The 21843-nt window shown below is 58.3% G+C and carries 16 protein-coding genes; 10 read left to right on the top strand and 6 right to left on the bottom strand.

Annotation, left to right across the window (positions count from 1 at the left end):
* The first annotated feature begins 32 nt into the window (after positions 1-32).
* The 4 genes from HNQ64_RS13640 to HNQ64_RS13655 all read left to right on the top strand — a co-directional run bounded on the left by HNQ64_RS13640 (position 33) and on the right by HNQ64_RS13655 (position 4131).
* Positions 33-935, top strand: coding sequence for a universal stress protein (locus HNQ64_RS13640; RefSeq protein WP_184209498.1), 903 nt, complete (start codon positions 33-35; stop codon positions 933-935).
* A 147-nt stretch (positions 936-1082) separates the two neighbouring features.
* Positions 1083-2513 (top strand): PAS domain-containing sensor histidine kinase, encoded by a 1431-nt coding sequence (locus tag HNQ64_RS13645; protein WP_184209500.1) that lies wholly within the window; start codon positions 1083-1085, stop codon positions 2511-2513.
* Positions 2510-3154: a response regulator transcription factor gene (locus HNQ64_RS13650; protein ID WP_184209502.1), complete on the top strand. Its 645-nt coding sequence runs from the start codon at positions 2510-2512 to the stop codon at positions 3152-3154. Before HNQ64_RS13645 ends, HNQ64_RS13650 begins: the two co-directional genes overlap by 4 nt.
* A 155-nt stretch (positions 3155-3309) precedes the next feature.
* Complete coding sequence (locus HNQ64_RS13655; RefSeq protein WP_184209504.1) at positions 3310-4131, top strand: helix-turn-helix domain-containing protein; 822 nt, start codon at positions 3310-3312, stop codon at positions 4129-4131.
* 154 nt (positions 4132-4285) lie between these two features.
* Here the strand turns inward: HNQ64_RS13655 and HNQ64_RS13660 are convergent, their stop codons facing one another.
* Entirely contained in the window at positions 4286-4561 is a 276-nt protein-coding gene (locus HNQ64_RS13660; RefSeq protein WP_184209506.1) for an HU family DNA-binding protein, read from the bottom strand.
* Positions 4562-4701: 140 nt separating this feature from the next.
* Between HNQ64_RS13660 and HNQ64_RS13665 the strand changes: the two genes are divergently transcribed.
* From HNQ64_RS13665 to HNQ64_RS13680, 4 genes are all read left to right on the top strand, one after another.
* A complete protein-coding gene (locus tag HNQ64_RS13665) occupies positions 4702-5244 on the top strand; it encodes a gamma carbonic anhydrase family protein (RefSeq protein ID WP_184209508.1) in 543 nt (180 codons plus the stop codon).
* Positions 5245-5360: 116 nt separating this feature from the next.
* Entirely contained in the window at positions 5361-8063 is a 2703-nt protein-coding gene (locus tag HNQ64_RS13670) for a DNA translocase FtsK (RefSeq protein WP_184209510.1), read from the top strand.
* 148 nt (positions 8064-8211) lie between these two features.
* The gene (locus tag HNQ64_RS13675; RefSeq protein ID WP_184209512.1) at positions 8212-10071 is read left to right on the top strand and encodes a hypothetical protein; all 1860 of its coding nucleotides are present in this window, start codon (positions 8212-8214) and stop codon (positions 10069-10071) included.
* A gap of 1051 nt (positions 10072-11122) precedes the next feature.
* On the top strand, positions 11123-12124 hold the full coding sequence (locus tag HNQ64_RS13680) for a Gfo/Idh/MocA family protein (protein ID WP_184209514.1): 1002 nt from the start codon (positions 11123-11125) through the stop codon (positions 12122-12124).
* Between the two features lie 7 nt (positions 12125-12131).
* On the opposite strand, the gene HNQ64_RS13685 is transcribed toward HNQ64_RS13680, so the two are convergent.
* The 4 genes from HNQ64_RS13685 to HNQ64_RS13700 are packed head-to-tail and all read right to left on the bottom strand — an operon-like array spanning position 12132 to position 16170.
* The gene (locus tag HNQ64_RS13685) at positions 12132-13139 is read right to left on the bottom strand and encodes a carbohydrate kinase family protein (protein WP_184209516.1); all 1008 of its coding nucleotides are present in this window, start codon (positions 13137-13139) and stop codon (positions 12132-12134) included.
* Between the two features lie 13 nt (positions 13140-13152).
* A complete protein-coding gene (locus HNQ64_RS13690; protein ID WP_184209517.1) occupies positions 13153-14274 on the bottom strand; it encodes a Gfo/Idh/MocA family protein in 1122 nt (373 codons plus the stop codon).
* Positions 14271-15104, bottom strand: coding sequence for a class I fructose-bisphosphate aldolase (locus tag HNQ64_RS13695; RefSeq protein WP_184209519.1), 834 nt, complete (start codon positions 15102-15104; stop codon positions 14271-14273). Before HNQ64_RS13695 ends, HNQ64_RS13690 begins: the two co-directional genes overlap by 4 nt.
* A 22-nt stretch (positions 15105-15126) precedes the next feature.
* The gene (locus HNQ64_RS13700; protein ID WP_184209521.1) at positions 15127-16170 is read right to left on the bottom strand and encodes a TIM barrel protein; all 1044 of its coding nucleotides are present in this window, start codon (positions 16168-16170) and stop codon (positions 15127-15129) included.
* Positions 16171-16274: 104 nt separating this feature from the next.
* On the opposite strand from HNQ64_RS13700, the gene HNQ64_RS13705 reads away from it, so the two are divergent.
* Complete coding sequence (locus tag HNQ64_RS13705; protein WP_184209523.1) at positions 16275-17180, top strand: helix-turn-helix domain-containing protein; 906 nt, start codon at positions 16275-16277, stop codon at positions 17178-17180.
* Between the two features lie 456 nt (positions 17181-17636).
* Here the strand turns inward: HNQ64_RS13705 and HNQ64_RS13710 are convergent, their stop codons facing one another.
* Positions 17637-19859: a DUF1549 and DUF1553 domain-containing protein gene (locus tag HNQ64_RS13710; protein ID WP_184209525.1), complete on the bottom strand. Its 2223-nt coding sequence runs from the start codon at positions 19857-19859 to the stop codon at positions 17637-17639.
* A gap of 171 nt (positions 19860-20030) precedes the next feature.
* Here HNQ64_RS13710 and ispG point away from each other — a divergent pair, with 171 nt between their 5' ends.
* The gene (ispG, locus tag HNQ64_RS13715; protein WP_184209527.1) at positions 20031-21827 is read left to right on the top strand and encodes a (E)-4-hydroxy-3-methylbut-2-enyl-diphosphate synthase; all 1797 of its coding nucleotides are present in this window, start codon (positions 20031-20033) and stop codon (positions 21825-21827) included.
* Positions 21828-21843: the final 16 nt, after the last annotated feature.

The raw sequence follows: 21843 nt of genomic DNA on the forward strand, positions 1-21843 counted from the left end.
AAAGCCATTAACCTCAACTCACACTGACGACCATGAAAACGTATTCCAAAATCATCGCGGCGATTGATTTCACCGCGTCCTGCCGCAATGCCCTCCGTGAGGCGGTGCGTTTAGCCTCTCTCAATCAGGCGGTGATCACTGCCGTGCATGTCATGGATGAATTCCTCGTTCATGAACTGAAACGGGCCCTTTCGACGGACCAAGCCAGCGTGAGGGAAGAGTGGACTCAGCGCCTAACCAAGTTTGTTGAAGATTCAGAATTGGGGACGGCGCAGGTGGAATGTGAAGTGCGCATCGGGCACCCGTTTGCAGAGTTGTCTGAAGTATGCCGCGTGCGCCAGGCAGATCTTTTGGTCATGGGCGCAAAGGGATCACGCCATGACCCTGGGCGGGTGGGGGTGATCGCGGCGAAGTGCGTGAGGAAAGCTCCTTTGGACGTTCTTTTGGTGCGGGAAGATGCCAGCGGGCCCTACAAGCACTTGGTGACCTGCGTGGACTTTTCAGATAACTCGAAGGAGGCTGTGCGCATCGCCCTAGCACTGGCCCAGCAGGATGGGGCGTCTCTGGACTGCCTGCATGTATATCAGTCTGCCTTGGCGATGTCTCTGGACTACGGCGGTATGGTAACGCCGATGCCACTGGGGACAGATGTCCAGGCGGTGGAGATGTGGAAGAAGGAATTGGCTGAATTTGTGGGGGCTTTGAGCGGTGATTTTCCAGGAGTAAAAGTCCGCACGCTGGTGCTGGAGCGGGTGAACATCCGCGAAGCCATTCTAGACCATGTGAAAGAAACTCATGCGGATATGGTGGTGCTAGGCACGCGGGGAAAAACCGGGCTGCGGGAGCTGTTGATCGGCACCACGGCAGAGAAGATCGTGGCGAATGCCCCCTGCTCCATCCTGGCTGTGAAGCCTGAAGGCTTTGCCAATGAGTGATTTCTTATGAGCCTGCCTCTTCCGAACTCCGCCATTCTGAAACCTCATGCAGGGGGCTGTGGTTGCCACGGTCACGGTGCCTGCGGGGGGAAGGGAGGCTGCCTTGACAGACACGAGCATGACGGGGAACATGTCCATGTTGACGACATGATCCCCATTACAGACCCCGCTCTTCTTCAAAGCCTTGTGGACCATGCTGGCATGCTGGTCCTGGGGCTGAACACACAAGGGCACATCCAATGGATGAGTCGGGGCCTGGAAAAGCTTTCTGGATACACGGATGCGGAACTGAAAGGCCGGGACTGGGTGGAAAGCCTGATCCCGCTGGAGCATCGTGCCGCAGCCTATCTGCTATGCCGAGGAAATAAAGGGGGGGACCGTAGCCACAGCCACGTGAAGCCGCTGATCACTCGTGATGGAGGGCGCCGTCACGTGGAGTGGTTTCACTCAGACATCCGCCATGAAGAAGGGCCCGTGGTGGGCATTCTGTGCATCGGCCGGGATGTGACGGAGCTGCAACTGACGCGCGAAGCTTTGGTAGCTTCTGAAAAGCGCAGCAGTGCGGTTTTGGAAACGGCGGTGAATGCCATCATCACGATGAGTGAGGCCCGACTGATCGAAACCGTGAACACGGCCACTGAACGTCTTTTTGGTTATACCCGAGATGAAATGGTGGGGCAAAACATCAAGATGCTGATGCCGCAACCTTATCGTGAAAAGCACGATGGTTACGTGAAGAACTACCTCACGACTGGGGTGAAGAAGATCATCGGAATCGGGCGTGAGGCGGTGGGGCAGCGCAAGGATGGCACGGTGTTTCCTATGGATCTTTCCGTGGGGGAGGCCCTGTTGCCGGATGGCCGGCGGGTTTTTACTGGCATCATCCGTGATCTCAGTGACCGCAAGCAACTGGAAGAGAAGATTTTACAGATCAGTGAGGAAGAGCAGCACCGCATCGGTCAAGACATCCATGATGACCTATGCCAGCAGTTGGCTGCCATCGGTTGTTTAGCCAAGGTGGCTCACCAGCAACTCCAAAAAAGCGGGAGTGCAGAAGCGGAAAATCTAAATGAAATCGTGCGCCTCGTCACCCATGCGAATGTGCGGGCGCGGGAAATGTCGCGCGGGTTGATGCCCGTGGTGTTGGATGCATCGGGCCTGATGGCGGCACTGGCAGATCTGGCTCAAGGCACGGAGCGCATCTTTCGCGTGAGCTGCCCTTTCCGCTGTGACAAGCCGGTGGAGATCCCGGATAACAAGATGGCTACTCAGCTCTTCCGCATCGCCCAGGAAGCGGTGGCTAACGCCATCAAACATAGCCATGCGGAGCGCATTGAAATCAGCCTTGCGCAGGAAGACGGGCACGTGCTGTTGCACATCCGTGACAATGGAGTGGGCATCCCGGACAATGTCTCCGGCAAGAGCACGGGCATGGGGCTGCTGACGATGACCCACCGTGCACGAATGCTGGGCGGCGTGCTGACGGTGGACTTGGATGACTTTGGCGGCACGGTGGTACGTTGCAGTGTGCCTATCTCTACTGGCTCCCGGCCTTCTCTCAATCTGAGTCATCCATGAAACGTCTTCTCCTGATTGATGACCACCCCATCATGCGCCACGGGCTGGCGCAGCTCATCCGTGCAGAGGATGGGCTGGATGTGTGTGGTGAGGCGGGGAATGCGCGGGATGGCCTCACCGCCGTGGGTGAGCTGAAGCCAGACCTCGTGGTCATTGATCTCACCCTGCCGGATAAAAATGGGCTGGAGCTGCTGAAAGACATCCAGGCCCAGTTCCCCGGCACGCTGTGCCTTGTGCTCTCCATGCATGATGAAACGATGTATGGGGAGAGGGCCCTGCGGGCAGGTGCGCGGGGTTACATCATGAAAGAGGCGGCGGCGGATCACCTCATCACAGCAGCGCGGAAGGTGCTCTCAGGCGGCATCTACGTGAGTGATAGCATGACAAGCCGGATGATGGAGCAGGTGGTGGGGCATCGTGCCAAGGCAGCAAGCCTGGAAAGCCTGACGGATCGTGAATTGGAGGTGCTGGAGATGATCGGCCAGGGAGTGGCTACCAAGAACATCGCCGAGCGCCTGTGCATCAGTGCGCGCACCGTGGAGGCTCACCGGGCGCACATCAAAGATAAACTAGCGATCACGGAAGGCGCGGCCCTCGTCCGGTACGCTGTGCAGTGGGTGCAAGGCCGGGCCAAGGTGTGACGTAGGGGGGAGCCGAGTTCGTGGACTCATAATGGTTTCCACTACGCAGTGGTTGCGGTGTGCCCTCATGCGGAATGCCGTAGCTGACCCCAATAGAGGAGAAGCAGCGCGCAGGCTAGCCTCAGGACGTCACCTTGAACCACCCGACGAACACGATGCAAACCACCACCTCACAGGCCCACGGCCGCCAGCGCTTCATCGAAACTCTTTCGGAGAGCGATCTCTTTCAGCAGTATCAGCGTGCTTTCCACACCCTCACCGGCCTACCTCTGACGCTCAGGGCGCAGGGGGACATGGAATTTGTCGAGACGCTGGTCACCCACCAGTCGGTCTCCGGAGTGGTGGAGACTCTGGTGCCTGTGCGAGTGGGGAAAAACCCCGTGGCTCTTTTGCAGACAGGTGGAGTCCGCCTAGAGCCTGCCAATGCGCACACGTTTGCACCACTGGCCAATGCCTTGTTGGACGATGACCGGAGTGCGCAGGATGTGCGCACGGCCCAAGTGCACTTCCAACATGTGCCCGTGATGGAACCGGAACGCTACGAAGCTGCGTTGGCTCTGCTGCGTTCCTTTGCCTTACAATTAGGCGAGAGTGCTCACCGACTGCTCTTTGCCCACGCGACTCATGAGCCGGATGCGGTGCGCAATGCCAAGGTCTTCATCCATGCTCATTTGGCGGAGCCGATGACGCTGGATGCAGTGGCGAGTGCAGTGAATGTGAGCCCTTTCCACTTTTGCAAAATCTTCAAGCGGGCCACGGGCCTGACCTTTACGGACTTCGTCAACCGCGCGCGCGTGGAAAAAGCCAAGCGCATGCTGATGAAGCCTGCTGCCCGCATCACGGAGGTGGCTTATGATGTGGGGTTTCAGAGCCTGTCCCATTTCAATCGCAGCTTCCGCCGCATCGCCAGTGAATCTCCCACAGAATATCGTGGGCGCATGAAGGATGGTCACACTCCTTGCTTGGCCGTGGCGTGAAGAGGATGAGGTATGGTTGAATGAGCAATGATGGTTAGGCCGCTCCAGTCTCTGGGGCGGCTTTTTCATGCACTGACATAGGAGCAAAAAGAAACCCCGTGTCTCTCGGGGAGGACACGGGGCCTGAGTGATTCAAAAAAGAATCAAACGTGGATTACAGGGAACCCTTGAGAGCGCTGGAAGCCACGAAACGGACGTTCTTGGACGCCTTGATCTTCATGGATTCGCCAGTCTTTGGGTTACGGCCAGTGCGGGCAGCACGCTTGGCCACCTTGAAGGTGCCGAAACCGATGAGCTGCACGTTGCCTTCTTTTTTGATGCCTTTGGCGAGTGCTTCAAGCACAGCCTCAAGAGCGTCAGCGGCGGCGCGCTTGGAGGTTTCTGCGCCAAGATTCTTCTGCACGAGTTCCAGGAGTTCAGCTTTATTCATGTTGATGCTGGTATTGGTTGTTGTTCGAGTTGAGGCTATCCACGCTTGGGTGATAAGCGGAATTGTCGGCGATTAAGACTCCAAGCCCGCGTTTACGTCAAACATAAAAATCGCTTCAACCCCTGTATTTATGCGGATTCATGAGCCATAACCCGTTGAAAAACTTCTTGATTCCTGAGACAAAACCAATCGTGCCCAGCAGCGCTTTCGTGGCCCCTGGCGCGGTGGTCATGGGTGCCGTGGAGCTGGGGGAGGAATCCAGCGTTTGGTACACGAGCGTTTTACGAGGTGACATCAACCGCATCGTGGTCGGGGCGCAGAGCAATGTGCAAGACGGCAGTGTGCTGCATGTCAGTGATGACCACGCTTGCATTCTTGGAGATCGAGTGACGGTGGGGCATCGCGCCATCGTCCATGCCTGTACTGTGGGGGATGAGGTTTTGATCGGCATGGGGGCGATCATCCTGGATGGGGCCGTGATCGGCGCGCGCAGCGTCATTGCCGCTGGGGCTTTGGTAACCAAGGGAAAGGTCATCCCCGAGGGCTCTCTGGTGGTGGGTTCGCCGGCCCGGGTGGTGCGGAGCCTCACGGTGGAAGAGCAGGAGGCGAATGTTCAACTGGCGCAAAAGTACGTGGCGGTTTCCCGCCGGTTTATGGCTGCGGGACTGGCGGTGGAAGGCTGAGAAGCAGGCTCAAATATGGAAATTCGAATTTAGCTACCTTCGGGATTGAGTTGCCTATTTATTTTGGTAATGTTGAATGTCTAATTCGCTGAGTTAATTCTCGCTCCCCGATTTCCATGGCTGCCGAACTCGCAAAATCCCGCCCTGCCCGTGCTCGTGTGCAGGAAAAAGAAAGCCCGTGGAATGACGCTGTCGGCATTGCGATGCTGGTGGTGGCGGCCATGTATCTGCTGGCGCTCGTCTCGTATGATCCCATGGACCTGCCCACGTGGTTCTGGCTCAGCGTGACGGATCAGCCGAATCTGGTGGTGAAAAATTTTGTGGGTCGTTTTGGTGCCATGACGGCTGGGGCCTCTCTCTATCTGGCTGGCATGGCGATCTATCTGCTGCCCTTTAGCATGACGTGGTTTGGGGTGTGTAAACTGGCCTCGAATGTGAAAGTCACCGGGCGTTCCTGGTTGGGCGTGGCCCTCATGGTCATTACCACAGCGGCCATTTTTGAGGTTCAGGATATTTTGAATCAGCGGGATAACATCACCCCCCTGGGTGGCGGGGGGGGGTTTGGTTACCTCATCGGCGGTAGCATCTTGGCGAATCTTTTGGGCAAGGTGGGCTCCACTGTGGTGCTGGCGGGCATTTACGCTGTAGGCTTTTTCCTGGCCAGTGGCATCCATCCGCTACAGGCCATCCAGGCCATTCGCATGGAGATCACTCGGGCGTGGGAAACTTACCAGATCCGTCGCGAGATTGCCGCGCGTGAGGCGGAACTGGCAGACAACCCGGCCGCTGTGCCGACGCCGAGCCGACGGAAGAAAAGCACGTTGGAGATCAAGGCCGAAACTGCACCTGCTGGGCCGCTGGTGACGCCTGAACTGGGGCTGACCTTTGAGCCGCCGAAGCCGAAGATCATTGATTCTTCGGCCTCACGCACTCACACGGAAGAAACGGACAAGCCGCGTCTCTCGGATGTGTGGGAGAAAAAACGCGCGCAGAAGCTGGAGCAGGCTCCTCATGGGACGCTCGGTAGCCTGGCGGTGCGTTTCAAAGACTACAAGCTGCCCGAGCTGGATCTACTTTCCTGGCCGGATGAATCTCTGCATAAGCCCACGGATCCACGCGAGCTCATGGCCATCCAGGATACGATCATCAAGGCACTGGCCAGCTTTAATGTGAAGGTGGAGGCGGGCGACATTACCCGTGGCCCCGCCATCACTCGTTATGAAGTGCGGCCTGTGGATGGTTTGCGTGTCGCCCGTATCGCAGCACTGGATGATGACATCGCCCGCGCGACCTGTGCGGAGCGCATCAATATTCTGGCCCCCATTCCGGGCAAGGACACGGTGGGCATCGAGCTGGCAAACAAGGATAAGGTCATCGTGCCGATCCGTGAGCTGCTGGAGGATGAGGTGTTTACCAATGGCAAAGCGCGACTGCCGATCGCGTTGGGGAAAGATGTGTATGGCAAGACCATCATCGGGGACTTGGCATCCATGCCTCACTTGCTGGTGGCGGGGGCTACGGGATCAGGGAAATCGGTCTGTATCAACGGCATCATCACCAGCCTGCTGTGCCGTTTTGCGCCGGATGAGCTGCGCTTCATCATGATCGACCCGAAGGTGGTGGAAATGCAAAACTACGCCAATCTGCCACATCTGGCCGTGCCCGTGGTGACGGATCCGAAGAAGGCGCTGCTGGCCCTGCGCTGGGTGGTGCGGGAGATGGAGAGCCGCTACCAAATGTTTGCCCAAGAAGGCTGCCGCAACTTTGAAACCTTCAACAACCGCAACCGCAAACGTGCCGCCGCGAATGAGGCGAGAAGGGCTGCCGCTGCGGCGCAGGGCGCGCCAGAACCGGTAGTGGAGGAAGAACCCACGCCTGAGCCGGAACCTGAGCCCGTGCAGCCTGCGAAGTCTGTCAAGACCTCGGCCGGGACGGATGATGTGCGGGTCTCTGCGGCCTTTGCCAAGGCTGCTGCGGCGGCGGATCATCTGGTGGATGGCACCTCCCCTCCGTGGGAAGATGCCGAGGTGGCTGCGGAGCTGGAAGCTGAAACGCTGCCCGTTGAACTGCCTGTGGATCACAATGGCGACTGGATCGGTGATTCACGGCCACCGCCGCCCCGGGCCCGCAGTCAGGAGTTCATCATTCCTGATACACTGCCTTATATTGTGGTCATTATTGACGAGCTGGCTGACCTCATGCAGACCGCACCGGCGGATATTGAGGTGGCCATTGCCCGCATCACCCAGATGGCGCGTGCGGCGGGCATCCACCTCATTGTAGCCACCCAGACGCCGCGTGCGGACGTGCTGACGGGGGTAATCAAGGCGAACATCCCCACGCGCATCGCCTTCCAAGTTTCCAGTGCGCTGGATAGCCGCGTGATTTTGGATCGCAAAGGGGCGGAAAACCTCGTGGGTAAAGGGGACATGCTGTACGTGCCGCCTGGTGGTGCGCAGCCGATCCGTAGCCAGGGTGCCTTGGTCACGGATGATGAAATTCATGCAGTGGTGGAGCGTTGTGTGGCCCAGGGTAAGCCGATTTTTGACGTCAAAGTGGACGATGAAACCGGCGAAATGGGTGGCGATGACGATGAAGAAGGCAGTGGCGTGAGCAGTGAGGAGGAAGACACCCTGGAGAAATGTCTCGAAGTCATCCGGCAGGAAAAGAAGGCCTCGACCAGTCTTTTCCAGCGGCGCTTGAAGCTGGGCTATGGCCGCGCGGCCCGTATGATGGATATTTTGGAAGATCGCGGCATCATCGGCCCAGGAGAAGGGGCGAAACCTCGCGAAATCCTGGTGGATATGGACATGATTTAAGCCGGACATTTGGCCTCCATTGAGAAGGTGGAGGCCGGATGCGGCCAAAGTCAGATTTCAGGTACCAAAAAAGCCATCGCTCAGGTTTGCGAACAAAGCTGGCGACAAAGCGGAAGTTGCGCCATACTGCACACTCTGATTTCCTGTCATGACTGAACCTGAAGCGACTCCTGAAACCCCAACCCCGAAACCCGCTGGGATGGTGGACCTCTCTGACCTACGCATGATGCCCGCCTGGGTCGCTGGCATGAGTGCTCCGAGCAACCTGAGCAAATACGAGGAGCGGGAAGACCGCGGACCTCGACGTGAAGGTGGGCCAGACCGCCGCAGTGGAGACCGCCGTGGCGGCCCGCCACCGCGCCGTGATGGCGGTGGCTTCGGAGGAGGACCTGGCGGTGGCCCAGGCCGTGACCGGGGTGAATTTCGTCCCCGCCGTGATGGCCCTCCAGGCCAGGGCGGTGGCCCACGCCGTGATGACCGCGGCGCTCCGCGCCGTTTTGGTGACCGTGATCGCGGTCCTGAGCGCCCGCAGCGTGAGTGGGTGGAAATCCCGAAGGACATCAAGGTCATCATCGAGCCTGAAGACAAGTCTGCCGAGGCTCTGGCCAATCACATCCGTTCCAGTGGTCATGCTTTCAGCATGTTTGATGCGGCGCGTCTGGTCCTCGCAGAAGGTGAGCGTTTCCACGTTCGCTTCAGTTGTGCCCAGGAGCGACCCACGGGCCTGTTTGTCACCTCTGTGGATGGCGGGTTGTTTTTGAGCCGTGAAGAAGCGCTGAGCCACATTCTGCGTAGCTCCGCCATCGAGTCCTACTACCGCGCCGAGGAAGTGGAACTGGAAGAGCCAAAGGGTGAATTTAAGAGCATGGGCGTCTGTGGGATGACGGGTGAACTTCTGGGGCCGCCAAGCCACCACAGTTTCCAGTCCACCCTCCTGCGTCTGCATCGCGAGCGTTTTGCAAACATGCCCCTGGAGGAGTACAAGCGCCGCGTTCGCACAGAAGTGAATGCGGATCTGGTGGCCAAGTGGAAAGAGCAGCAGCGCAAAGGCCAGCGCTGGGTGTATTTGAAGGACCAAGTGGAAGGTGCAGAACCCGTGCTGCTAAACAGCCGCGCGGAGATGGAAGCCCACTTTCGCCGCACCCATGGTGAAGATGCCGTCATCGAAGGCCGTGAAGTGGTGATCCCAGGCAGCCAGGAAAAAGGCAAGCTGACCCACATCCTGGGCATCATGCTGCGCAATGCAGTGGAAGGCGCGCGCAAGCACCTCTTTGAAATGTCTCAGAAACTGGGCGGAGGCTTCGAGCGCCGTGGGCTGAAGCTCTTCAAGCGCCGTGCCGGTAAACTTTTTGTCTGTCGTGTGAAACCCCGCGCCATTGATCCCGGCGTGGTGTTTTCCGAGCGGGTGGCGAAGATCGTGGAGGTGCTGAAAACCACCCCGGGCATGCCGCTCAATAAACTGGTGGAAACCATCGTACCAGGGACAGAGCCTGCCCCTGAAGGTGATGCTAAACCGCAGCTTACCGATGAGCAGATCTCCGTGCTCAAAGATGTGCGCTGGCTGACCAACGAAGGTTACGTCATCGAATACAGCGATGGCATGGTCTTCCTTGGTGTGCAGGGAGAGCCAAATGCCCCGGATAAATCCAAGGCGGCCGCCAAGACGGAAGCTGCGGAGACTGCAACGCCTGAGGTTGAAGCGAAAGACGCTGAAACGACGACTGAGCCAGAATCAGAAGCAGTGGAAGCTGCCGAAAATGAAGTCGGCGGTGAAGTGCCCGTGGAGACTGAATTGTCCTCTGACCTGGATAACGAAGTCCTCACCGAAACGAAGGTGACCGAAGCGGTGCAGTCCGGAGATTCTGCGGAAGTGCTGGGGGAGAAACCTACCCAGGCCGTCGAATCCGAATTGCCTGTGACCGAGCCTGAACCGGTGGCCCCCGAGCTGCCTCAGGTGCAGGAAGCTGTGGAAGAAGAGGCCAAGCCTGAAGCGTCGAAGGCCGAATAATGGCCTGAACCCATTCTAATTGGCCCAGATCTTGGCGGATTCAGTTCCCCGAGGTCTGGGCCTTTTTATTTTAAAAGGAGTTAGGCGGGGCACAGGCGCTCGTTCTCATCATCGTAGGGCGGTGTGTGTCCGGCGACTTCCAGGTGATTGTCTCTCCCGTTTCGCCGCCGGATGACCCGCCTCTCTTTGAAGGTGGAGTTTTTCTGTGGTTCATCGTTTGAAGAAGGAATAAATCGGGTCGGGAGGAAAAAGGGTACCGTCAAAGCAAGGCGGATAATCCGGCGATGGGGTGGAAGAGCTTCGACGTTGTTTCGCGCCGGACACATCCGCCCTACCCACGCGGATGCGTTCTCTGGAGACCCTTGAGGAAGGATCGCGTCTAACCAAAAGAGTGGCGACTGAGGCAGAGCCAAAGTAGCCAGAGCTTTAGCTCGAACAGACTCCATTTTGGATTCGGTGTGTTAGGGCCAGCGCGGAGGACGGAACCTCGTTGAGGTTCGACTTCGGTGGAGACGTTTAAGGTCTGATTCCCAGGGTTGTGCCAACCCTGGGCTGAAAGGCATAAGCTCTTTGGGCTTGAGGCGGATGGGCGTTTCAACATCCAAGGTTCGCAGCCCTGGGCTGAAAGCCGTAAGCCCTTTGGGCTTGAGGACTGACGTGGCCTTTATTGAGTGGGAGAGCGGAGCCAAAGTCGTCAGAGCTTTAGCTCGCGGAGACCTCGCCTTGGATGGGGCGCTCCATTGTAGGGCGGTGTGTGTCGGGCGTCTTCCACGTGTTTGTCTCTCCCGTTTCGCCGCCGGACTACCCGCCTTCTTTGAAGATGGAGTTTTTCTGCGGTTCATCGCTTGAAGCTATCAATCGGGTCGGGAGGAAAAAGGGTGCCGTCAAAGCAAGGCGGATAATCCGGCGATGGGGTGGAAGAGCTTCGACGTTTTTTTGCGCCGGACACACCCGCCTTACGCTGGGCAGGCTGTTCGACGCCACTTGAAAATCTATTCGTTGATTCGTTATAGGATGTGGAGCTGAACTTCGTTTTGATCTCAGCATCCTCATGGAGACACCTACTCACTCAGTCCTGATCATCGGTTGTGGCAGCATCGGCGAGCGACACCTGCGCTGCTTCCTCAAAACTGGCCGTGCGCGAGTGGCGGTGTGCGATACGAATGGCCCTCTCCTCCAAGATGTAGCCTCGCGTTATGAAGTGCCGGGTTTTGAGAGCTTGGAAGCCGCGCAGGCAGGTTTTTCGGCAGATGCGTGGGTGATCTGCACACCGGCGCAGACGCATCTGGGTTTGGCTTTGCGGGGCCTTGCGGCAGGGCAGCATCTGCTCATTGAAAAGCCCCTGGCGGTGGATCTGGAGCAGGTGGATGCGGTGCGGGCCGCGATAGCCAAAGCCAATCGCCATGTCGCCGTGGCCTATGTTTATCACACCATGCCTTGGGTCCAGGATTTGCGACAAGCGTTGCAGGCGGGAATCATCGGTCAGCCCAAGCATGTCACCGTCATCGCTGGGCAGCACTTTCCCACCTTCCGTCCGGCTTACCGGGAGATTTATTACACCCGACATGAGACAGGCGGGGGGGCGATTCAGGATGCTCTGACTCACCTTGCCAACATGACGGAATGGTTGTTAGGCCCGACCACGCGGCTGTTTTGTGATGCAGACCATCAAGTGCTGGATGGAGTGACGGTGGAGGATACCGTGAACATTGTGGCCCGGAACGGCTCCACGATGGTAACTTACGCCATGAACCAGTTTCAAGCGCCTAACGAAGTGGATGTCCATTTGCATGGCGAACGCGGCAGTCTGGCTCTGCAAGGTCACAAACGCCGCTGGGGCGTGCAGATGGCGGGTGAGGCGGACTGGACCTGGCAGCTTTATCCCGCCGTCGAACGAGATGATTGGTTCATCCGGCAGGCGGGGTATTTCCTGGATGGTATCGAAGGGAAGCCCACCGTGCTCTCGACTTTTGAGGAAGCTGTGCAGACACTGAAGTTCAATCTGGCTGCGCTGGAATCGGCGCGAACGGGCAGGCAGATCGAAATGGCTTGAGCACGGCCTAAAACCGGAACGGGAATTGATGTGCCAAGGCTAGGCACGCCGTGACGGATTTCATCCCTCCTGAAGGGGTCGGGTGGGAGAGGGAAGCGGCGGCGGTGCAGACGGCTAGGCGCAGGCGATCTGCCAGGGAGTGACCTTCATGCAGGCCATAGAGGAGGCCGGCGGCAAAGGCATCGCCAGCCCCAGTGGCTCCCTGGCTGTAACCTGTGGGCAGGTGGAGCGAGGGTTGGATATGAGTCTCCCCAGCACGGGTGCAGGCGGCAGCGCCATGCTCCACATGGATGGTCACACTCTGCCTAACGCCAAGTTGTAAAATTTCCTGCGCTGCGGTGAGCAGGGCCTGGAAATCATCCGCCTCAAGAGGGCGGGAAAGGACACGGGAAGCCTCGATCTCATTGATGATGAGGTGGTCTGTATGAGGCAGGGCACTGAGGGCGATCTCGCGGAACTGGGGGTGCTCCGTGCTCACCATGTCCACGCTGGTTTCCAGGCCTGCTTGCTGGGCTTGGCGTAGCAGAGTCGTAGCCTGAGTTTCACCCGCTTCGTTAAAGCTATCCAGGTGATCCAGCAGCATGAGGTAACCCAGGTGCAGGATCTTAGCGGTGGACTTTGTGCAGTCACAGTGGCTGGGCGCAAAGAGCGCATTGGCTCCACGTTGATGGAAAAAGGTGCGACGTCCGGTGCTCTGCACCGTCATCGCATCCGTGTAAGAGGTGGAGCGTAGAGCCGTGCTGTGCAGTTGTGTGGTATCAATGCCGTGGGCTTCACAATCGTTGCGGATCCAGCGGCCATTCGCATCGTCCCCCACGAGGCCGCACGCGGCCAAGGGAAAGCCGACCTGCATGGCAGCTAGATCTTTAAGCACATTGTAAGGCCCGCCGCCATTGGCCTGCGACTCGCCCAGGATGCTGGCCAGCATGTCCTGCTGGGGGTAGTGATCCACAATCTTCACGTAATCCACGATGAAGTTGCCAGCGGCCAGAATGCCTGAGCGAGGGGAGGTCATAGCAAAGAGAATCTCAGAGACTGACGACGGTGCCGGCGCGTTGGGACTCCAGCGCTGCGGCAAAGATCTCATGCGTGGCCACGGCCTCTTCAGGCGTGGCGCAGCCAAAGCGACCTTCCAGAAGGCCTTCGCGCTCCATCAGGTAGGCGGCCCACATCTGCTGAATGACGTCTGGGAACCCGGGCTCGAAGATGCCTCCGGTCACGGCTTTGAACGGTGTACCAAAGCCGAGCTCGGTACGCTTCCACCACTGTTCCTTGCCACGCTCAAAGATCCAAAGAGTCTTCGGCTCTGCGGTGCTGAAACGCACGCCGCCATCAGTGCCGAGGATCTCGATGAACCAGGTGTTCGTTGCTCCAGGGGCCAGGCGCTTCATTTCCAGGCGGAGGGGGACTTCTTGATCGGCGATGGTCGTCCAGGTATGCAGCAGGGCATTGTCCCAGGTATCACAGTTAGTTACGCCGCCTTTGCCGTCTGGGCGCTGGGGGTAGCCTTTCTGAAGCTGGGCAAACAGGCGTGTCGGTTTCCAGCCGAGGCGGAGGGGTAGGTGGCATGAGTGCATGCCCAGGTCATTGAGAGCGCCGCCTTCACCACAAGTGGCATTGATACGCTTCCAGTTAGCCGCCTTCGTGGGGTCCAGATCACTGCTGTGATGGAAGCCTGAAACGACTTCCAATACGCGGCCGATTTCGCCTTTGCGGGCGAGTTCAAAGGCACGCTGCGCGCCTGGGAAGAAGGGCATCTCTGAGCTGCAGCGGACGAAACGCCCGCTGGACTTCACGGCATCCAGGATGCGGCGTGCTGAAGGAAGGTCAATGCCGAAAGGCTTCTCCGCAAAGAGGTCTTTGCCAGCGGCGAGGACATCCAGATAAAGCTTTTCATGCAGGTTATGCGGCACAGCCACATAGACCACGTCCACGTCAGGATTGGCCAGGAGTTCATGATAGTCCGTGGTCTTCTGAGTGCAGGAAGGGATGCAGTCAAACCACGCCAAGGTGGCAGGGTTCAAGTCTGCCACAGAGGTGAGCACAGGGCGCACGCTCACATCGATGAGCGCACACCAGCGGGCGAAGGCGCTGGCCATTTCGCGGCCCATGAGGCCGCCGCCGATGATGCCGATGCGGATGTCTTTCATGCCGTGACGAGTTCGAGGGCTTCATCCACGCTGGCATTGTCATGCACCATGGCCATGAGGGCCTGGGTGATGCCTTTGGGATTTGGATGCTGGATGACATTGCGGCCATACACGATGCCTGCGGCACCTTGAGCCAGCAGGCCCTGCGTGCGCTCCAGGATCTCCTTGTCACTCACACGACCTCCGCCACGAACGAGGATCGGAATGCCGGAGGCGGCAGCGATGACCTTGTGATAAACACTGACGTCATCAGTCGGATCGGCCTTCACGATGTCGGCGCCCAATTCCACGGCCTGACGGACGAGGTAAGTGATGGCGGTTTCATCGCCATTCACCATGTAGCCGCCAGCGATGCTGTTGGCTTGAAAAACGAGAGGCTCGATCATCATCGGCATGCCATAATAATCAGCCTGGGGCTTGAGGCGGAGGATGTTTTCCACGCACTGCTCATGCACCTCAGGGGCACCAGGGATCTGGAAAAGATTCACGCAGACGCAGGCGGCATCCAGGCGCACAGCTTGCAGCATGGTTTCTTCCAGCATGAGGCTGAAGCGGCTCTCTGGCAGCTCTTTGCCGTAGATGTTGGCCACATCCGTTCGTAGGACTAGGGAAGGTTTAAAGCGCCCTGGCACTTCCTGCAAATGACGGGCCTGACCCACAGTGAGCTGGATGGCATCCGGGGCGGCATCCACGAGGGTCTTGATGACCACGCGCATATCTTCGATGCCTTGAAGGAAACCAGGCTGGTTAAAGAAACCATGGTCCACAGCCACATCGAAGCAGCGACCAGACTTGGCATTGAAGAGGCGATTGAGACGGTATTGTTTCATGGAAGAAGATGTCGTTCAGCGATTATTTAAGTCCCATCAAGTGCTTCATGATGTACAATTCTAACGCTTCGTAGTCACGGGCATCGCGGAACTGCTGAATGAGATTGTTGTCCACGGTGCGGACTTTTTCCAGAATGTTCAGGAACAGCTCGCGGCTGTTGCTCAGGTGAGCAGTGACGGGGCAGCCGCGCTGAGTGCGCATGGCCTTGATGTCGAGGCCGATGAATTCACCGCGCTGACCGTAGCCAGCTTCTTCCAGGACGCGCACTTGGTTGAAGGCGACGCGCAGGTTGGCCCCGCCGAAGTTTTTGTCCTGGTCGTATTTGAGGCCATTCTGGTCATTGAGATGCACGCTGCCCAGCTTGTCATGGGCGAGGGCAAAGGCCATTTCGTCGCTGGGGTCGAGACCAGCGAGGAGGGCGTGGGCGCTTTCGATGAGACCCTTCACGCGCTTGTGATCGCTGGAGGCGAAGGACAAGGCAATGGCATGGCCGATGGTGGGCACGTAGGCTTGGTCGGTGGGTTCATTGGGCTTGGGCTCGATCCAGATTTCGATCTCCTTGTCGTAGTCCAGCATGGCGTTCACCGTTTCCAAAATGCGCTGGTAGGCCAGGCGGGCATCCTTGGCTTCGCGGATGTAGGTGCCTTCGCGGGAAAGCCAAAGAACGATGGCTTTGCAATCAATCGCGCGAGCAATATCAATGCACTTTTTGGTGCGGTCCCAGGCATAGGCGCGGTCTGCCGCGCTGTTGGAGGTATACGCACCATCCGTGGTCTGCTCAGCGAACCACAGGCGCGGGGCCACGAACTCGGGCGTGAGACCCTGGTTGGCCAGCATGGTTTTCACCGCAGTGGCTTTCTCGGTGAGTTGGCTGGGTGTGAAGCCGTCCATACCGGGCACCACATCATCATCATGGAACTGCACCCCTTCAAAACCCAGTGGGCGATAAAGGGCATACTTTTCTTCATGGGGGAAAACGGGACGCACTTCAGTGCCGAACGGGTCGGCGCCTTCGCTGATGTTCCAGGGGCCGAAGGAAAAACGGTAGTTGGTGGGGGTGCTCATGCGGCAGCCTTTTTAGCTGAATGGAAGTCAAGACTCTACGTGTGCTGTCTCGAAAACTGGCACTATCATCTCATTTCGATTTCAGAACGAAGTGAAATGGTGCTATGAAAGTAGTCATGCAGGGGGAGCGTGAACAGATCCAAATACCCAGCGGGCACTCCTTTCGAGTGCTGCGTTGGTCGCGCTCGCTGAGGGAGGTGGAGTGCGTGCTGGGGCCGGATGAAGCTGAACGAGTGACAGGTGAGGGGACGCACTGGCACTTTCACCTGGAGATGGAGTTGACGCTTTTCACCTCAGGGGAAGGCACCCGTTTTGTAGGAGATCACATCGGCTCCTTCGCTCCCGGGGATCTAGTGCTGCTGGGGGAGAGACTGCCGCACTACTGGCACACGCGTCATGGCTCCAGCGGCATCTCAGTGCAGTGGTACTTTCCGTTAGGCCACGCCTTTTGGTCCTTCCCCGAGACGGCTAGCATGACCGAGTTGTTTAGGTGCGCGGGACATGGACTGCACCTGCGGGGTAAGACGGCTGTTGAGGTCTCAGACTGGCTACAGGAAATGACGCAGGTGGAGGGGCTGGATCAACTGGCGCTGCTGCTGCGCATCCTTTCGCGCATCCAGCAAGCGACAGCAGCGGAGCATCGCGCACTTTCAGGACGTTCTTTTGCCCTCGCGGCAGAGTCACATTACCAGCAGGCTATTGCGAAAGCGGTGCGGCATCTAGTGGCGCATTTCCGTGAGGAGGTAAGGTTGGAAGAGGTGCTAAAACTGACCCACCTCAGCCGCCCCACCTTTGCGCGTCAGTTCAAGAAACACTCGGGGCGTACGCTGAGCGAATTTCTCAATCACTTGCGGCTCCAGGCAGCTTGTCGGGAGTTGCTGGAAAGCGACCGCAGTGTGCTGGAAATCGCCCTGCGCTGCGGGTTTACGCAGGTGTCGTTTTTCAATCGGCTGTTTCGCCGGGTGATGAAGGTCAGCCCCACGGCCTATCGCAAAAGCAGAAAGGGTTGAGGGCTGACGTGAGCTCTTAGGAGGCGAGTTTTAGAAACTTCGTTTTGAGAATAAGGGCACCTTTTTGCGAATGATGTGCTGCGTGCTACGACCACCCCTCACCTGGGCCTCCTCCCCGCAAGCGGGGAGAGGGAACGCGTTTTGGTGTGCTATGGGTGAGGGAGCGAACGGGGGTCTCGCGCCCCTCCAGGGCGCGGCGGCAGTGAGCGCGTTATTGGTTAGGTGACCGGGGGTTTTCGCTCGCCAAGCCTCGCTGCACCCCCGGCTAATGGCTTTCGCCCCTCCGGGGCGGACAAGGAGTTTTAGGAAGATCGGGATGAGGGAGCGATCGGGGGTTCTCGCTCGCTTTCAGGTCGCTTTGTCCTTAACGCGTTATTTGTTAGATGTTCAGGGGTGAAGTGTCCCGAGATTCACCCTGAACAGAAGGGCGAAGTCTTTCTTTAACCGCTCTAACTATCAACGACGCAAGACGAACTCTTTGGCGTTCAGGAGAGACCAAGAAATGTCTTCCAGAGCGGCGCGCCTATCTTTGGCAGAGACGAGCAGGGACTCCATCACCTTGGCCTCATCGGCGGTAGGCGCCCGAGTGAGCAGGGCCCAGTAGAGGTCGCGCACCACTTGGCCTGCATTGTCGTTTTTTGCCAAGGAAGCGAGGCGGTTGTATTTATCTCCGAGAGCTTTGCCCACCACGGGGCCACTGATGAACTGGAAAATCTGGCCGATGCTGGTGTCGTTAGCGCGTTCGCACTCACAGCTCAGCTCGCGTTTGGGGCGTCCAAATTGAACGAGGAAAGCCTCGGGCGACATCGGGTCCGGGCTGCCACGGCCTGCTTGAGGTCCCGCGATCTGTCCCGCACGTAGGCCGGACTGATCCCGCAGATTTGGCCTCACGCGCAGGGCGAGGTGCAGGGAGTCAAAAAGCTGCTCGGCACTGAGACGGCGCGGCAGGTTGTGTGAGTAATTGATCTCGTCGGTGGCGTTGCTGCTGTTGGGGGTGCTGTCCAGTTGATAGGTGCGGCTGAGCATGATGGTTCGCACCAGGTGGCGTAGGTCGAACCCGCTGCGGATGAAATCCTGAGTAAGATCCTCCAGGAGTTGAGGGTGAGAGGCGGGGTTAGTCAGGCGAAAGTCATCCACGGGGTCCACCAGCCCACGGCCCATAAGGTGGTACCAGATGCGGTTGACCTGAGACTTGGCGAACAGGGGATTTTGAGCGCTGGTGAGCCAGAGGGCTGCAGCCTGGAGTTCATCCTGCTGATTGGCCAAAGTGGGCATGTCAGCCCCGAGAAATCGTGCTTTGGCCTTCTCCCCAGTGCGGGGGTTTTCAACCGTGAGCTTTGGGTTCAAGAAAACGACCTGCTCACCGTTGAACTCATGTTTGTCGTTTTTATCACGCTGTTTGTTAGACAGGATTTTGTAATCCACTTGGCTAAAGACGGCAGACCAGTTGTAATAGTCATCCTGAGTCCAGCGGTCAAACGGGTGGTTGTGGCACTCCGCGCATTGTAGCCGGGTGCCGAGGAAGACCTGGGCGGCTGCGACCGCACGGGCTGTGGGGGTGCGATTGGCCCGGTAAAAATTGGCCGGTGCTTGTTGATAAGTGCTGCCGCGAGAAGAAACCATGTCCCTTACCAGGGCATCAATGGGGCGGTTTTGAGCGATGTTATCTCGGATCCAGCCGTGAAAGGCTTTCATGCCCGTTTCATCCAGAGTACGGCCTTCCACCTTCAGCACATCGGCCCACTTCAAGGCCCAGAAATCAGCAAATTCTTGCCGAACCAAAAGTCTATCCACCAGTCGAGCTCGTTTATCCGGAGCTTTCTCCTGAGCAAAAGCACGGGCTTCGTCGCTCGTCGGAATCAGGCCGAGCAAATCCAGATAGGCACGACGCATGAAAACCTCGTCACTGCATGGGCTGCTGGGATTGATGCGCAGGGTCTTCAGCTTGGTGAAGACGTGATTGTCCACGTAGTTGTCGCGGCGGGGTTTGGCCCAGACAAAATCGGGGTTTGCGCGAAGAAACGTGAGCCGCACGGGCACACTTTGGTCCAGGAAACGGACGAGTACGGTGGGCTCGCCAAACTCCAGCCTTTTCACCAGACCGCCGTGGCTCACTTCGACGAGGCCATTTTGCAGCGGTTCATACACGGCCTGGGCTGTGACATCGCGCTGGCTGCCATCGCTGAAGGTGGCCTTGGCGCTGAGTTGCACGCGGTCCTGCGTCTCTTCTAAAATGAGATTGAGAGGAGAAACTTCGAGTTTTTTGACGCGCAGGTCATCCGCCTTGGCCCCTGGCATACCTGCGGCGATCCAGTCGCGCAGCACGAGGTATTCCCAGCCGTTGGGGTCCAGGCGTTTGCCGCCTTCGTGGGCGAGTTTGTTGCTGCCTTTGACCAGGAGCAGACTCTCCTCTGGGGCGAAGGCATTTACCCGGCGACCGGAGACATCACGGGTGAGGGCGGTGTAGTCATACTCCATGTCCTGCCCGCGAAGAGACAACTTAAAACCGCCTTTGCCGGTGGCATTGCCATGGCAGGTGCCCAGGTTGCAGCCTGCTTTGGACAGGGCTGGCATCACCTCCAGGCGAAAGGAGGGTACTGTCTCCCCATGCGCAGCCGTGAGCGATCCGAGCACGGAAAGCAGGGCAAACGGGCGTAACAGAGGGAAAGAAACAGGCATGAGCAGACAGTCTATACGCAGGAAGATGGCCGCTTTTATGCAGGATTTACCCCTGACGGCCTCCAGGGCAGGGCTAGGAGGACTCTTTTTTGGTCGCAATGAAGCGGGGAGAGTCCACCACTCCGCCATTGCACACGGCCCACCTTGGGGTTTGGTATTCACCCCACCTCCATGACTGCTTCTCGTTTGCTCCGTTACTGCCCCGATCTCTACCATTACCAGCGCCGTGAGACGCGTCTGGTCACGGTTGGCAATGTCGGCATTGGTGGGGGAAATCCCATCCGTGTGCAGTCCATGCTGACGAGTGATACCCGGGACGCGGAGGCCTGCATCCAGCAGGCGCTGGAACTGGCCGCAGTGGGCTGTGAGATCGTGCGTGTCACGGCGCAGACGCGTGTGATTGCGGAAAATCTGCAGCACATCCGCGATGGCTTGCGCGCTGCGGGCTGCGATGTGCCGCTGGTGGCCGACATCCACTTCAAACCGGATGCAGCAATGGAAGCGGTGAAGTGGGTGGAAAAGGTGCGCGTCAATCCCGGGAACTATGCGGACAAAAAGAAGTTCGCGGTGAAGGAATACACGGACGATCAATACGCCGAGGAAGTGGCCTACATGGAGGCTCAATTTGTGCCTTTGGTACAGGAGTGCAAAAAGCTGGGACGCGCGATGCGCATCGGCACCAATCATGGCAGCCTGAGCGACCGCATCATGAATCGCCATGGTGACACGCCTCATGGCATGGTGGAAAGTGCGCTGGAGTTTGCCCGAATTGCCCGGGCGAATGATTTCCACAATTTCCTGTTCTCCATGAAGGCCAGCAACCCGAAGGTGATGATCGAGGCCTATCGTCTGCTGGTGGCGCATTTGAATGATCTAGGCAGCGATTGGAATTACCCCATTCATCTGGGCGTGACTGAGGCGGGCGATGGCGAAGATGGCCGCATCAAGAGCGCGATTGGCATTGGCTCCCTGATGTCGGACGGCATTGGCGATACCATCCGTGTCTCGCTGACGGAGGATGCCATCCATGAAATCCCGGTGGCGCAGGCCCTGGTGAAATCCGTGGTGGAAGGTGTGCGTACGGGCCACTGCGGCAGTACCAGCAGCAGCCTGCCCATCAGTTACGATCCCTTCACTTATAGCCGCCGTGCCACGGATCGGCTCAGTGTCCTAGGCGTGGATGTGGGCGGCGGTGCGACGGTGGCCGTCTTCACCTCCCGGCGGAAGTGGGATGCCGTGGCGCACAAACTGGACAAGCTGGGTGATTTCAAACCGGAAGTGGTGGTGGAGGACAGTGGCGTCATCGCTCTGGATCCTCGTGAAGATTCAGCCTTGCATGACGTCAATGCGTCTATCGAAGCGAAGCTCGTAACAGTGGCGGATGGTCTAGACCTCGCGCCGATTCACGCCTTCCGCTTGCTGGCGGCGAAGCTGGATGCACGGCATTCGATCTTGCTGAAAGACACTTTGTTAGGTGAGGCGGCGGCGGGTGGGGAATCTGATTTCACCACAAATCTCCTCACGGCAGCGACGAACATCGGTTCCCTGCTTTGCGACGGCATTGGCGATGCCATCTTGGTCAATGGGGAAGAAGCACCGGGGCAATCCCTGCGGCTAAGTTACAACATCCTCCAAGCGGCAGGCGTGCGCATTTTCAAAACGGACTATGTGGCCTGCCCGAGCTGTGGCCGTACGTTGTTTAATTTGCAGAGCACCACACAGAAGATTCGCGCCTCGACAGGGCATCTCAAAGGTGTGCGCATCGCGGTCATGGGCTGCATTGTCAATGGTCCGGGGGAGATGGCAGATGCCGACTTTGGTTACGTGGGGGGTGCCCCTGGCAAGATCAATCTCTACGTGGGCAAAACCGCGGTGAAGTTCAATATCCCTGAGGAGGAAGCGGTGGAGCGGCTGGTGGACTTAATCAAAGAACACGGGCGCTGGTTTGAGGCACCGGTGGCCGCGTAAGAATGCTGGATGTTTT

It is taken from the genome of Prosthecobacter dejongeii (genome assembly GCF_014203045.1).
GTDB lineage: Bacteria > Verrucomicrobiota > Verrucomicrobiia > Verrucomicrobiales > Verrucomicrobiaceae > Prosthecobacter > Prosthecobacter dejongeii.

Coding starts and splice junctions, on each gene's coding strand:
- HNQ64_RS13640 (WP_184209498.1), top strand. CDS start 33: ATGAAAACGTATTCCAAAATCATCGCGGCGATTGATTTCACCGCGTCC.
- HNQ64_RS13645 (WP_184209500.1), top strand. CDS start 1,083: ATGATCCCCATTACAGACCCCGCTCTTCTTCAAAGCCTTGTGGACCAT.
- HNQ64_RS13650 (WP_184209502.1), top strand. CDS start 2,510: ATGAAACGTCTTCTCCTGATTGATGACCACCCCATCATGCGCCACGGG.
- HNQ64_RS13655 (WP_184209504.1), top strand. CDS start 3,310: ATGCAAACCACCACCTCACAGGCCCACGGCCGCCAGCGCTTCATCGAA.
- HNQ64_RS13660 (WP_184209506.1), bottom strand. CDS start 4,561: ATGAATAAAGCTGAACTCCTGGAACTCGTGCAGAAGAATCTTGGCGCA.
- HNQ64_RS13665 (WP_184209508.1), top strand. CDS start 4,702: ATGAGCCATAACCCGTTGAAAAACTTCTTGATTCCTGAGACAAAACCA.
- HNQ64_RS13670 (WP_184209510.1), top strand. CDS start 5,361: ATGGCTGCCGAACTCGCAAAATCCCGCCCTGCCCGTGCTCGTGTGCAG.
- HNQ64_RS13675 (WP_184209512.1), top strand. CDS start 8,212: ATGACTGAACCTGAAGCGACTCCTGAAACCCCAACCCCGAAACCCGCT.
- HNQ64_RS13680 (WP_184209514.1), top strand. CDS start 11,123: ATGGAGACACCTACTCACTCAGTCCTGATCATCGGTTGTGGCAGCATC.
- HNQ64_RS13685 (WP_184209516.1), bottom strand. CDS start 13,139: ATGACCTCCCCTCGCTCAGGCATTCTGGCCGCTGGCAACTTCATCGTG.
- HNQ64_RS13690 (WP_184209517.1), bottom strand. CDS start 14,274: ATGAAAGACATCCGCATCGGCATCATCGGCGGCGGCCTCATGGGCCGC.
- HNQ64_RS13695 (WP_184209519.1), bottom strand. CDS start 15,104: ATGAAACAATACCGTCTCAATCGCCTCTTCAATGCCAAGTCTGGTCGC.
- HNQ64_RS13700 (WP_184209521.1), bottom strand. CDS start 16,170: ATGAGCACCCCCACCAACTACCGTTTTTCCTTCGGCCCCTGGAACATC.
- HNQ64_RS13705 (WP_184209523.1), top strand. CDS start 16,275: ATGAAAGTAGTCATGCAGGGGGAGCGTGAACAGATCCAAATACCCAGC.
- HNQ64_RS13710 (WP_184209525.1), bottom strand. CDS start 19,859: ATGCCTGTTTCTTTCCCTCTGTTACGCCCGTTTGCCCTGCTTTCCGTG.
- ispG (WP_184209527.1), top strand. CDS start 20,031: ATGACTGCTTCTCGTTTGCTCCGTTACTGCCCCGATCTCTACCATTAC.